This is a genomic window from Pseudohongiella nitratireducens (genome assembly GCF_001642735.1).
In the GTDB taxonomy this organism is placed as follows: domain Bacteria; phylum Pseudomonadota; class Gammaproteobacteria; order Pseudomonadales; family Pseudohongiellaceae; genus Pseudohongiella; species Pseudohongiella nitratireducens.
Genome location: NZ_LWHM01000025.1, coordinates 53,193 through 66,675, shown reverse-complemented (window position 1 = coordinate 66,675; position 13,483 = coordinate 53,193). Strand labels below are relative to the sequence as shown.

10 protein-coding genes are annotated in these 13,483 nt (G+C 53.9%); 6 read left to right on the top strand and 4 right to left on the bottom strand.

Annotated elements, in window-relative coordinates; translation table 11 throughout:
• Positions 1 to 17: 17 nt before the first annotated feature.
• The 5 genes from PSCS_RS08895 (at position 18) to mtnC (ending at position 4,126) form a co-directional block, all read left to right on the top strand.
• Positions 18 to 872: a pirin family protein gene (locus PSCS_RS08895; protein WP_068811764.1), complete on the top strand. Its 855-nt coding sequence runs from the start codon at positions 18 to 20 to the stop codon at positions 870 to 872.
• Complete coding sequence (locus PSCS_RS08890) at positions 869 to 2,101, top strand: class I SAM-dependent rRNA methyltransferase (protein WP_068811763.1); 1,233 nt, start codon at positions 869 to 871, stop codon at positions 2,099 to 2,101. Before PSCS_RS08895 ends, PSCS_RS08890 begins: the two co-directional genes overlap by 4 nt.
• A 92-nt stretch (positions 2,102 to 2,193) precedes the next feature.
• Positions 2,194 to 2,847, top strand: a complete 654-nt coding sequence (locus tag PSCS_RS08885) for a methylthioribulose 1-phosphate dehydratase (protein WP_068811762.1) — start codon at positions 2,194 to 2,196, stop codon at positions 2,845 to 2,847.
• On the top strand, positions 2,844 to 3,425 hold the full coding sequence (locus PSCS_RS08880; protein WP_068811761.1) for a 1,2-dihydroxy-3-keto-5-methylthiopentene dioxygenase: 582 nt from the start codon (positions 2,844 to 2,846) through the stop codon (positions 3,423 to 3,425). The genes PSCS_RS08885 and PSCS_RS08880 overlap by 4 nt, the downstream gene beginning before the upstream one ends.
• Complete coding sequence (mtnC, locus tag PSCS_RS08875; protein WP_068811760.1) at positions 3,422 to 4,126, top strand: acireductone synthase; 705 nt, start codon at positions 3,422 to 3,424, stop codon at positions 4,124 to 4,126. Before PSCS_RS08880 ends, mtnC begins: the two co-directional genes overlap by 4 nt.
• Positions 4,127 to 4,235: 109 nt before the next feature.
• Here the strand turns inward: mtnC and PSCS_RS08870 are convergent, their stop codons facing one another.
• The 3 genes from PSCS_RS08870 to PSCS_RS08860 form a co-directional block, all read right to left on the bottom strand.
• Complete coding sequence (locus PSCS_RS08870; RefSeq protein ID WP_068811759.1) at positions 4,236 to 5,777, bottom strand: methyl-accepting chemotaxis protein; 1,542 nt, start codon at positions 5,775 to 5,777, stop codon at positions 4,236 to 4,238.
• A gap of 181 nt (positions 5,778 to 5,958) precedes the next feature.
• Positions 5,959 to 8,916: a bifunctional diguanylate cyclase/phosphodiesterase gene (locus PSCS_RS08865; protein ID WP_068811758.1), complete on the bottom strand. Its 2,958-nt coding sequence runs from the start codon at positions 8,914 to 8,916 to the stop codon at positions 5,959 to 5,961.
• Between the two features lie 91 nt (positions 8,917 to 9,007).
• The gene (locus PSCS_RS08860; protein ID WP_068811757.1) at positions 9,008 to 10,183 is read right to left on the bottom strand and encodes an aspartate aminotransferase family protein; all 1,176 of its coding nucleotides are present in this window, start codon (positions 10,181 to 10,183) and stop codon (positions 9,008 to 9,010) included.
• Between the two features lie 235 nt (positions 10,184 to 10,418).
• Here PSCS_RS08860 and PSCS_RS08855 point away from each other — a divergent pair, with 235 nt between their 5' ends.
• Positions 10,419 to 12,089: an MBL fold metallo-hydrolase RNA specificity domain-containing protein gene (locus PSCS_RS08855; protein ID WP_068811756.1), complete on the top strand. Its 1,671-nt coding sequence runs from the start codon at positions 10,419 to 10,421 to the stop codon at positions 12,087 to 12,089.
• A gap of 42 nt (positions 12,090 to 12,131) precedes the next feature.
• Here PSCS_RS08855 and PSCS_RS08850 read toward each other — a convergent pair whose 3' ends face one another.
• Complete coding sequence (locus tag PSCS_RS08850; RefSeq protein ID WP_068811755.1) at positions 12,132 to 13,190, bottom strand: hypothetical protein; 1,059 nt, start codon at positions 13,188 to 13,190, stop codon at positions 12,132 to 12,134.
• Between the last annotated feature and the right edge of the window lie 293 nt (positions 13,191 to 13,483).

The window sequence follows — 13,483 nt, the reverse complement described above, 5'->3', positions numbered from 1 at the left end:
CCATCCAGGAGAGCGTTATGCCCAAGCTAATTGTTGGAGACAAGAAGGACCTGGGTGGGTTTTCTGTCGCCCGCTATATCCCCCAGAAAGCGCAGCGCATGGTCGGCCCTTTTGTGTTTTTCGACCATATCGGACCCGCCGTTTTTCCCGCAGGCAAGGGCGTCAATGTGCGTCCGCATCCTCATATCGGTCTGGCGACGGTGACTTACCTGTTTGCAGGCAGCATGCTGCATCGCGACAGCCTGGGCTCCGTGCAGGAGATCCACCCCGGTGACGTCAACTGGATGGTCGCCGGTAGCGGCATTGTGCACTCCGAGCGTGAAACCCATGAAGTTAGATCTGGCGAGCACGACCTGCATGGTCTGCAATTATGGGTGGCGCTGCCACCGGACATGCAGGATGTGGATCCGGACTTCCTCCATGTCAGCAAAAATGATTTGCCCTGTGTGTACCGCCCGGGGGTCATGATGCGTGTTCTGCTGGGCAGTGCCTATGAACGGGTCTCGCCGGTACGAACCTTCTCCAGCATGCTATATGTGGACGTGCTGGCCGAAGCTGGCCGGACGATTCCGCATCCCGATCCTGTCATGGAAGTGGCCGCGTTTATTGTCAGTGGCCGGGTGACGGTTAATGGTGAAGAGGCCATTGCCAATGATTTTGTGGTGTTGTCTGAGAATGATGCGGAAATCAGGATCGAAGAGGACACGCGTCTGGTGCTGATTGGTGGCACTGCGTTTGCGCAGAAGCCGTTGGTGCACTGGAATTTTGTCGCTTACAAGCCGGAAGATATTGATGCGGCGAGAGAACGCTGGGAAAATGGCGGATTTCCCGCCATTCCTGGCGACGACGAGGAACATATCCCACTGCCATGACCGATTTTACCGCTGATGTTCTGCTCAAAAAGGGCAGGGAGGCGTCTTTGCGTCGCCATCACCCCTGGGTGTTTTCCGGGGCCATTGCCAGTATTAATGCCGGTACGAAAGGCAAACCCGAGGCCGGAGACACCGTCAGGGTGCTCAGTGCCGGTGGCGAAGTGCTGGGCAAAGCCGCCTGGTCGCCGGAGTCGCAGATCCGGGCACGTATGTGGACCTTTGATGCCCCGCAACGTGCCTCCGAACAGGTGGATGAATCCCTGATTCAGCAGCGCATCCAGCATGCTATCCGGCGCCGTCAGCCATTGCGCAGTGACAAACGCACAGCCTTGCGTCTGATCTATGGTGAGTCCGACGGGCTACCAGGTCTGGTGGTTGACCAGTATGGTGACTTCCTTTCCTGCCAGTTCCTGACGATCGGTATTGAACGCTGGCGTGATACGGTCATCAATGCGTTACAGGCAGAAACGGGTTGCAAAGGCATTTATGAACGCTCTGATGTGAGCGTGCGCAAACATGAGGGGCTGAAAGAACAATCCGGTCGGATCTGGGGTGAGGCGCCACCGGCACAACTGGTGATTCACGAACATGATCGTCAGTATCAGGTCAGCATTGCGTCCGGGCACAAGACTGGTTATTACCTGGATCAGTATGATAATCGCCAGTGGGTACAGCAGCTGTGTGCGCGTCAGGGGCAGAACTGGCGGGTACTGAACTGTTTCAGCTACACCGGTGGCTTTGGTATTGCCGCGCTGGCCGGTGGTGCCAGGCAGGTGGTTAATGTGGATGCTTCGGAGCCGGCCCTGCAGTCAGCCGCTGCCAATGCCGCGTTAAACAGCTTTGCCGATACCCAATCGGTGCAGGTACAGGCCAATGTGTTTGAATATTTGCGTGAATTGCGTCAGCAAAATGAGCAGTTTGACCTGATTATTCTCGATCCGCCCAAGTTTGCTGACACCCGGCACCAATTTAAAAAGGCTGCACGGGCCTATAAAGACATCGCCATGCAGGCGGCACATCTGCTATCGCCAGGCGGTTACCTGATCAATTTCTCGTGCTCCGGTGCGATAGATATGCCACTTTTCCAGAAGATAACGGCAGATGCCTTGCTTGATGCGGAGCGACAGGGGGCAATTACCGGCTTTTTGAGTCAGTCTGAGGATCATCCGGTGGCGTTGGCCTTCCCGGAGGCGAGATACCTGAAAGGGTTGGTGAGCGTGCTGGATTGATACAATTCCCAGGAGGAATCTCCCATAAAAGTCCTAGATTCGTGTGCAAAGTCGCTTATCCCGACCGCTGTTTCAGTTTATAATGCCGCCCCATGAATGATGCACACTCCTTCGAGCAAGCACGCCGCAGCATTATCGCGGTAGGGCAGCGTATCTGGCGCCAGGGCTGGTGCCCGGCCACCAGCAGTAATTTTTCGCAGCGCCTGGATGACGAACGGTGTGCCATCACGGTTTCCGGGCGTGATAAAGGTGCGCTACAGGACACTGACATCATGCAGGTAGATATGCAGGGACGGTCCCTCGACGGACAAAAGCCTTCGGCGGAAACCCTGCTTCATACCCAGCTTTACCGCCGTGATCAAAGCATCGGCGCTGTTTTGCATACGCATTCTGTCAAAGCGACGCTGGTTTCCATGCATGCGGACGGTCCGGTGTCCTGGCAGGGACTGGAACTGTTGAAAGCATTCCAGGGAACTGACAGCCATGAAGGCAACCTGACAATACCCGTGTTTGACAACACCCAGGATATTGCTGCCCTGGCCGATCAGGTGCAAGGATGGATGTCTGTGCATGGCACGGGTGTCGCCTACCTGATTCGAGGACACGGTTTGTACACGTGGGGAAGAGACATGACTGAAACGTTACGGCATCTTGAGGCCCTGGAATTCCTCTTGGATTATTATTGGCAGACCCACAGGCTGGCCTCAGCCGGGGAACGATTAATGGCAGGAGATGCGAAGGCATGAGTGAAATCAGTGTTTTTGCTGACAACGACCCAGCGACAGAACTGCTACATAGTGTTGATCCGGCTGAAATTGCGGCGACATTGGCAGGGGTCGGTGTACGCTTTGAGCAATGGCAGGCAAACGCGCCCGTTAAAGCCGGCGACAGTGATGAGAAGGTCATGCAGGCTTATGCGGACGATATCGCCAGGCTGAAAGACAATGAAGGTTACCAGACAGTTGATGTCATCAGTCTTGATGCCAGCGGCAACCAGGTAGCTCAGGACCCGGAAATTAAAGCAAAAAAGCTGCTGGAGCTTCGCCAGAAGTTTCTAAGTGAGCATCGCCATAGTGAAGATGAAGTGCGCTTCTTTGTTGATGGGCAAGGGCTGTTCAGCCTGCACATTGACGGGAAAGTGTACGAAATATTGTGTCAGAAGGGGGATCTGATATCGGTGCCGGCCAATACGCCGCACTGGTTTGACATGGGCCCGGCGCCAAGGTTTGTTGCCATTCGCTTTTTCAATAACCCCGAAGGCTGGGTGGCAAACTATACCGGCAGTGCTATAGCAGATTCGTTTTCCCGACTGGAGTCACAATGAAACCAATCGCGATCGTGACAGATATTGAGGGAACCACCAGTTCCATTCGCTTTGTCAAAGATGTTCTTTTTGTTTATGCCGAGCAATTTCTGCCGGACTTTATTCGCGACCACAAAGATGAGCGTGACGTGGCACGTCAGTTGCGCGCGATCAGTGACAATACCGGTATTCCTTACCGCAATACTGAAGCATTGATTGCCCAGTTGCTGGAATGGATGCGGGCCGATGAGAAGGTCACTGAATTAAAAGCCCTGCAGGGCATGGTCTGGGAGCAAGGCTATCAGCGTGGCGAATATCAGGCGCACGTGTATCCTGATGTGCCTGAACGCCTGCAGGCCTGGCTCGACGACGGCATTAACCTGTATGTCTATTCGTCTGGCTCTGAGAAAGCGCAGCGACTGTTCATGCGCTATACCAATTTTGGCGACCTGCGGCTGCTGTTCGCCGGCTACTTTGATACCAATATGGGTGCCAAACAGGAGAAGGCTTCCTACCAGGCAATAGCAGAGTGGGTGGCACTGGCGCCAGAAGACATTCTTTTCCTGTCGGATATCGAAGGGGAGTTGGATGCGGCCGCGTCTATCGGTATGAAGACCATTCGTGTGGTACGCCCACAAGAAAGCGATACCCCAATTCAGGATATCGCTTCAAATCACCAGATGGTGTCTTCCTTTGCAGAGATTGACCTTGAAGCGCTGTAATTTAACAGCGCTTCATTACTGACTTTAACGGCTGGGGTTTCAACTTATTCCACTCTTGCTGTTTCCAGCCATGTCCACCCGTTTACTGCCGCGATTTCTCCTGTATTGATCAGGCAGAAAACTGATTAACCATTTCTCTCATTGCAGCAATATCCCGGCCCAGCGCCTGAGTTGTGCTGGCGGTTTTGCCGGACGCCTCATTAGTGCGTTCAGATTGCGTCTGAATGTTCACAATGTTGCGATTGACTTCTTCGGCAACGGCGCTCTGTTCTTCCACGGCTGTTGCCACCTGGAATGTCATGTTGCGGATATCGGATACCGCCTGGCTGATCTGGGTATAGGAGCTATCAGCCGCTTCGCTGTAACCCACACAGGACTGCGCCCGCTCCTGGGCCGAGCCGATGCTGCTGACGCAGCTGTTAGTACTGGTCTGGATCCGGTTGATGATGTCCTTGATTTCAACGGTTGAGTTCTGCGTGCGCTGTGCCAGCGTGCGGACCTCATCAGCAACCACGGCAAAGCCGCGTCCCTGTTCACCTGCCCGGGCGGCTTCAATGGCAGCATTGAGAGCCAGCAGGTTGGTCTGCTCGGCAATGTCGTTGATCACCTCGATCACCGAACCGATGGCATTGCTGTCGGTGCCCAGTGTCTCAATCATGCGCGTGATTTCATCAATGCTTCTGGCCAGTTCAGTGGTGGCGCTGAGGCTCTTTTCAACTGACTCGTGACCATCCTGAACGCTCTTGTCTGCCAGTTCGGCAGCAGAGGATGTATTAGCCGTATTGCTGGCAACCTCATGAATGGCGCTGGTCATTTCTGTTACGGCTGAGGAAACTGAATCCAGCTCAGTCAATTGCTGGCTGATCGCATTATCAGTATCCACGACCGCCTCAGTAGCATCGTCAGAAACGGTGGACAAACGTCCGGCCGCTTCATCAACACGTTTGAGGATGGTAGTGATCTGCGATTCACGCGCCTTCAGTGCCAGGGACAGGCTACCGAGCTCATCCGTACGGCCGGAGTAGACGCGACGGGCAAGGGGGTCATCAAGAATCCGCTCGCTACGTTCTATCAGGTCTCGGAAAGGCATCAGCAAAGCGCCCGTCGCCGCAACTGATGCAACCCCGCCTAATACAATAGTTGCCAGGTAACCCATACCAACGCCACTGACCAGGCCTGCCGACAAGCACAGGGCAAAGAACAGGGCAGGAACGGCCAATATCTTATGTCGCCAGCTAATCAGGCTGTTCAGTTGGACTGACTTGTTGTTTCTTATCTGGCGATACAGTTTTTCGGCACGTTTGACATCAACCTCATCGGGGCAGCTTCGCACCGATTGATAGCCCTGAATTTCACCATTGCGCAGAACCGGGGTGACATAAGCATCCACCCAGTAATAATCGCCGTTCTTGCACTGGTTTTTCACCATGCCCAGCCAGGGTTTACCGGCTTTTAACTGTCCCCAGAGCTCCTTGAATGCCTGTTTAGGCATGTCTGGATGGCGCACAATATTATGCGGAGAGCCAACCAGCTCTTCGTCGCTAAAGCCGGATATATCAATAAACTCCTTGTTGGCATAGCGGATATAGCTGTCCCTGTCGGTAGTGGATACAAGTTTTTCATTTTTGGAGAACAGCTTGCGTTCTGGCATGATTCTGCACCTTTCTTCTGTACCGTATAGCAATTGGTGATAATGCTTTCTTGGTATTGCTAACGGCAAATCGGTCTGAAACTTAAGGGCAGAAACTTGCGTTGCGTCAAGTTATTGAGGGATTGTGAGTTTGTGACCAGCTGTCGTGTATGGTAAGTGTTTAGCCAGGCTTCAGGTTTGATTATCGTTTGGTCAGCTGTTGGCGATACCAGGCAATGAAGCGGCCCTGGGGAACCGGGCGGCTGATGTGGTACCCCTGTATCTGATCACAGTGGTGCTGTTTCAGGAAAGTCACCTGTACCTCATTTTCCACGCCTTCGGCAACCACTGTCAGCCCCAGCGTTTTGCCCATGGCGATAATGGCGCGACTGATGGCCTGATCCTGTTTGTCCTCGGCCAGTTCCTGAACAAAGGTCCGGTCGATCTTCAGTGTGTCAATTGGGTAGTGACGCAGTTGCCCAAGTGACGAGAAACCAGTACCGAAATCATCCAGTGCCAGTCTGGCGCCACTTTCCTGGATGCTTCTCATGACAGAGATGGCATGTGCCGGATCCTGGACCACCATGCTTTCCGTCAGCTCCAGTTCCAGGCGGTGGGCGTCGATTTCATATTGCCGTAATTTACTCACCACGTTGCGAGCGAGGTTCGGATCACTGAATTGCCGGGCAGAGAGGTTCACGGCGATGTTCAGCGCCGGCAGGCCCATCTCATCCCAGTCGCGCAGTTGCTGCAATCCTGTTTCCAGCACCCAGTCGCTGATGGGCAGAATCAGACCGTTATCTTCTGCGATGGGAATAAATCGTTCCGGAGACACCTGACCCAGCTCAGGGTGGTGCCAGCGCAGCAGTGCTTCTACTCCGGTTACCCGGCCTGTTTTCAGCTCGACTTTGGGCTGGTAGTAAACCTCCAGCTCTTCACGCTGTAATGCATGGCGGAGAGCCAGTGCCAGGCTGGCCTGTTCCTGCGCATGGTGGTGCAGGTCGCTGGAGTAACAGCAAACATTGTTGCGACCGGCTTCCTTGGCGGCATACATGGCGGTGTCGGCGTGTTTCATCAGTGTCTCTTCATCATGGGCGTCTTCGCCAAATATGCTGACGCCGATGCTGGCACTGATCAGGAATTCGTGCTGCTTTAAATAGATGGGTGTACTCAAGCGTTCCAGAATCCAGCCTGCCACTTTCCTGGCCCGGTGCCGATCTTTGATTTTATGCAACAATACGACAAATTCGTCACCACCCAGTCGGGCCACAATATCACTGCTTCTTAAAGGTCGGCTGATGCGCTCGCCAATATCACGGAGCAGGGCATCGCCCATGTGATGACCGAAATTATCGTTGACGGTTTTGAACCGATCCAGATCGATAAACAAGATAGCAAAGGCCTGATCCGGGTAACGCCTGGCGTTGTTGATCTGTTGCTGCAGCAATTCGCTGAACATATTACGGTTGGGTAAGCCCGTTAGCGGGTCATGTGTCGCCAGGTGCTCGATGCGTTTGGCGGCAATTTTCTTGCTGCTGATATCCCGGGAGATACCCCGGTAGCCGGTAAATTCGCCTTGTTCATCAAATACCGGTTCGCCACTCATGGAGAAATAATAAAGGCGGCCCTCAAGGTTGGTGAAGGCGAACTCGAACTCCCGGAAAGGTGCCCGTTTTGCCAGCGTCTCCATGAACTGCTTCCATTCTTCCTCGGAAGCGGAAACACCGGGGTTGTCCCACAAATGGGTGCCAATGGCGCCTTTGATTGCAGCCTCATTGGCCTCACCGACAATTCGCCCGTCATAACGGGTAAAACGCAGTTCAGCGTCAAATTCCCAGAAAAAATCAGAGGTCAGGTGAACCAGACTGCGTAAATTCTCTTCACTGGCCTTGATAGCGGCCTGGGCACGCGTTTGTTCTTCTTCTGCGGCAAAGCTGTCCAGGGCAAAAGATAAGTTATCCGCCATGCTTTGCAATATGGACTGGGTCTGGTCATCAAATGCCCAGGGCTCAGACGAGAAGAACAGCATCATGCCTGCCTTCTGTTTGCGGCGGTACAGCGGAAACGCAGCGCCGCTGCCGATGTTCAGCTCTATGGCTTCCTGCCACCAGGGTTTCAGTCTGGGGTCATGTTGAAAATCGTTGCTGATACTGGCTTTTCCACTGCGCCAGGCTTCACCACTGATGCCTTGCCCTTTCGGGTTGTTCTTATCAATATTGACGCGAATTTTGGTAGGATCGGGTGCATGTGCCCCGGCTACGGCGACCGGTTGAAACCAGCCATTTTCGTCAGGCACACGCACAGCAGCGATGGTGAACAAACCGGAGGTGATCACGGCATCGCAAGCGTCCTGAAATAGCACGTTTTCAGATCGGGCACGCAGAATCGCCTCGTTGGTCAGGCTCAGTGCAGAAAACAGGTTTTGCAGGCGCAGGTTACGCATTTCCACCTGCTTGCGGGAAGTGATATCGCGGCCCACCCCGATAATTACCCAGCGATCTTCTATGCGAGTTGCCCGGCTGTAGACTTCAACAACGATATCCCGCCCGTCCGGTGTGGTCCACTGCCGCTCCAGGCGACTGCTGTCGCCTTCATAAATCAGGCGATCGTAACGAGCAATTAACTCGTCCTTGTCCAGGTTCAGCACACGATCGGGGCCACGGGCAAAAATTTCCTCGCGTGACCACCCGGTGTTGATGCAGGCGGTGTCATTAACATCCAGAAACTGCAGCGTCTCACGGTCCACCAGGTAAATCATATCCAGTGAAGTATCCATGGCCGCACGGAAACGCATCAGGCGGCTGTTTTGCCGGAGTTCTTTGCCAATGTCCTCGGCCAGGCAGGAGTAACCTGACTGAATGCCTTCCTCATCCACAATGGGCGTGGCACAGATGCGTAACCAGAAGGGTTTGTCGTCTATTGAAATCTGACACTCAAAGTCGCGAAAAGAGCGATGCAGGCTGAGCAATTGCAACCATCTGACACGGTCTGCCCCGGACATGTACTCATGAAGGCAGGAAGCAGCGATTTTGCCGCCGAGTTCAGAAAGCCGGGTCGAACAGTGTTCGACCGATAAACAGTCTGCATTTTGGTTCTGGTACCAGAACAAATCGCTGCAAAGCATGATCAATGCGGTGGGTGTACTGGGCGTAACGGTCATGGCTGGCTGGGGTGTCCTGGCAGATCTCAAGAATGTAACAACTAATCTGCTATAGCAAAAGTGGTGACTCCATTAAATACGGTGCTTGCCGTTATTGCTGCGACAGATGTCGACAGGCAGCCTCCAGTGCTGCCAGTGCCTGATCAATTTCACTCTCACTGACATTCAGCGGTGGCAGCAGACGTACTGAATTGCCTCCCGCCTTTACTGCCAATACTTTTTGCTGTTGCAGGGCTGCCAGTAACTCGGCATTACTGCCGGCACTGACGATACCTATCATCAGGCCTGCACCGGTATAGCCTTTCAGCACTCCGGGAAAGGCCTTGGCCAGCGCATCGATCCCCTGGCACAGTTTCTGGCTGCGATCTTTTACCTGCGGCATAAAACCAGGGCTGGTTAACTCATCCAGCACAGCATTCGCCACAGCGGCGGCCAGCGGGTTGCCACCGAAAGTGCTGCCGTGCGTACCGGCGGTCATAACGGCTGCCACTTTTTCGGTCGACAGGCAGGCACCAATCGGGAAACCACCACCCAGGCCTTTGGCAGAGGCCAGCAAATCAGGCTCAATGCCATGTGCCTGGTGTGCAAACAAATGACCGGTTCGTCCCATGCCTGATTGCACTTCATCAAACATCAGCAAAAGATCGTGTTGATCGCACAATTCGCGGATACCGCGCAAATACTCAGCAGTGGCCGGGCGGATACCGCCTTCACCCTGTACTGGCTCGAGGATCACACCGGCTGTTTTGTCCGTAATGCTATCGGCCAGAGCCTGTAAATCTCCATAGCGAACCTGATCAAATCCGCTGTCACCAACCAGAAAGCCTTCGATATGCAGAGGGTTGCGGCAGGCAGCAATGGGCGCCAGGGTCCGGCCATGGAACGACTCGGTCAGTGTAATGATGCGCTGTCGTTGAGGGTTGCCATGGTGGTAATGATAGCGGCGCATCATCTTGAATCCGCATTCCACCGCTTCGGTACCCGAGTTGGCGAAAAACACGCGGTCGGCAAAGCTGAGTTCGGTCAACCGTTTGGCCAGTCGTTCTGTAACCGGGTTGCTGAACAGGTTAGAGGTGTGCCAGAGCGTCTCAGATTGCGTCTGGATGGCTTTGACCAGGGCAGGGTGGCAATGCCCCAGGCAGTTAACAGCAATGCCCGCAGTGAAGTCCAGGTACACTTCCTCGTCTGCAGTATAGAGAAAGCTGCCTTTACCATGGGTAAACTGTAATGAAGGGTTGCCGTAATTGGCCATCAACGCTGTAGTCATGAACGATCGATCCTGGTGCGGTTAGCAAAAACGCTATTCTAGGCAGCTGCCGATCGCTTGTATAGCCCGTAGCGTGGCAATTAGACCGATGGGGCATTGAGGGTGATCAACAAAACAGGAAAATGACGAAAATCGATCATGCTGCGATGGATGACGCAATTCATCGAGTGATTCATCGTGTGATTAATGACGTGATTTACGATGTGACTCATGAGACAGGAAACAGGAGGTCAGGATGACCAGCAAACCACGCAATTACCCGCAAATCCGCCACCATGGCGCCGTGACAGGGGTGACTGGCAGCTGTCACCGGTATCTGGCCAGTGAACAAAACCATCTGTTAATTGACTGCGGTCTGTTTCAGGGGCGCGATGCCCGCCTCAAAGCGATGTGGGTCGGGCAGTCGTTGGGCGATAACACTGTCGATGATGCCGTCGATCCGGTGCAGGCAATCGAGTTTGAGCTGCAGTCGGTTCGGGCGCTGGTTGTGACCCATGTGCATATCGATCATATTGGCCGTTTGCCTTATCTGATTGCCGCCGGGTTCGATGGTCCCATTTATTGCTCAAAACCCACGGCGCACCTGTTGCCGCTGGTCATTGAGGATGCACTCAAGGTTGGCTTTACCCGTAACGAGCGATTGATTTCACAGTTCCTGGCACGTGTCTCCAGCCAACTGGTAGCGCTGGACTATGGTGTCTGGGAGTCGCTGGATCACTTATTGTGCTGCACTGGCACTACTGAGGCCGGGAGTGAGCAAATAACAACCCGACTGTCGTTGCGATTACAACCTGCCGGTCATATTCTGGGGTCCGCCTACGTAGAATTACACCAGTCGGCATTTCCTCAGCCTGGATGCCGTGCGTCGGCACTATCTCAATCAGAGCGGCCTCAATCAAAGCTACCTCAATCTGAGTTGTCCCCGTCAGAGCAGCCCCACGGTAATGTCGCCTGGCAGCACCGGACCGTGTTTTCCGGTGACCTGGGCGCCGATCATGCGCCATTACTGCCACCACCCATACCGCCGGTCTGGTGCAATACACTGGTGATAGAAAGCACGTACGGCGATCGTCAGCACGAGGATCGGGAACATCGTATACAGCGCCTGCAGGCAGTACTGGATAAGGCATTGGCCAATGGCGGTACAGTCATGATTCCAGCGTTCAGTATTGGCCGCACACAGGAGCTGCTGTATGAACTGGAAGCGCTGATCAATGCCAGGAACGATCCGGCAATAACCGATCTGCAAATCATTGTGGATTCTCCTCTGGCTGCGCGCTTTACGGAGTCATATCGGGCGCTGAAGCGATACTGGGATGCTGAGGCGCGTGAGCGCGTCAGTCAGGGGCGGCATCCGCTGAGTTTTGACAATCTTTACACCATTGATAGCCATGAAGAGCACATGCAGACAGTGGACTACCTGAGCCGGAACCGCCAGCCGGCAGTTGTTCTTGCTGCCAGCGGGATGGCATCAGGCGGGCGCATTGTGAACTACCTCAAAGCCATGCTGGCAGACCCGGTGCATGATGTGCTGTTTGTCGGCTATCAGGCAGCGGGAACCCCGGGCCGGGCATTACAAGACCTGGCGGAGAAACAGCAGCGCCGTGAATTTGCACCCGGGGCTTCAGGCGATAACTGCAGCCAGCATACTGCGGTACCGAGCATTGAACTGGACGGGCAGCGCATTGAAGTCCGTGCCGCAATCCATACCCTGGGCGGCTATAGCGCGCATGCCGATTTGTCGGATTTGTTACGTTTTGCTGGGCACATCGATGGGCTGGAAGAGGTACGGATCGTTCACGGTGATGATGAGGCCAAGCAGTCTTTCCAGCAAAAGCTGACGAAGAAACTGGCGGTGAAGGGAGAGCTGGGAGTGAAGGTCTGGATTCCGGGGCTGGATGAGTGAGCTTGAATCAAGCCACACTCGCCGCCACCCCGGTTTCTGGAATTAATGATTTTCGGTAGTGATAGACGGCGGTTGATCGCCTGCCGTCAAAACCCGCTTGGAAATCTGCATGTATACCGCAAACAGTGCGAGGAACAGCATAAACATCAGGCCTTCAGGGGCGCCGGCAAAATGTCCAACCAGGCCGATAACGCCGAAAAACAGAGCGCAACCATGAATGATCAGTACCGTTTGCTTGGCATCAAACCCGGCATTCAGGAGGCGATGGTGGAGATGATCGCGACCCGGATTGAAAGGTGAGCGGCCTTGCAGTGGACGGCGAATCAGCAAACTGACCGTATCAATCAGCGGTACTGCCAATAACCACAGTGCGGTTACCGGGGAGATAAAAGCGTCCGCACCCTGAGAGGCAGCAATCACCAGCCAGGCGACGATAAAGCCGAGCAGTGTACTGCCGGCATCACCCAGATAGACCAACGCGCTTTTCTTCCATAACAGACGGAAATTGAATGCCAGGAAGGCCAGTAAGGAAACAATCAGGATCTGATTGAAATTAAGGATAGCACTCTGTCCGGAACCCAGCGCTGCCACTGACAACAGAATCAGGGTTACGGTCACCAGACCACCGGAGAGACCATCGAGGCCATCGCTCATATTGACAGCATTGATAACGCCGATTGTCGCGAACAGCGTCACTGGCAGCGCCAGCGCACCGAGCATGATAGGCCCGGTGAAAAACAGGTCACCAAAGCTCTGGATTTGAATCCCTGCTGTAATGGCCATCACCCAGGCGGCAACACCGTGAGCAGCCATACGCAGTGAGGCTTTCAGTTCATAAAGATCATCAATGACCCCGATAAACAGGACAAAACCGGAAACCAGTAACAGGATTTTGAAGTCTTCTGCAATGACTGGAGAGAGCATGCAGATAGAGAGAGTGCCGAGATAAATACCCAGCCCGCCGATCATAGGAGTTGGAGCTTTGTGAGTCTTTCTTCCGCCGGGCATATCGAGCAGGCCCACACGGGAGGCAAAAGGCCGTAACGCCATCATGGAGAAGGCGGTTATGACAAATGCACACAATAACGCATAAATGGTCATGTTTGATTCCGTTCGGTGTCGGGGGGCCGTCAAAGCGGCCGCTATTTTCTCTTATTCAGTAATTATGTCAATGACCTGTACAGGTGTAGCAGGAATACAATGGCCTTTGACGCCTTTGTTATGGATCTGAATATTGAACTGGTGTTCTCCCCGAGGTATTACGCTTTATCAAGCACCTGGTTATTAATTATTATTTTATAACGCTTATTATTTTGTCTCCTGCCAAGTCATATATTGACCAGTCAAGAGCTGCAGTCTGCCCCCAAAGCGGAATCCATTATCGCCAAGGGGGC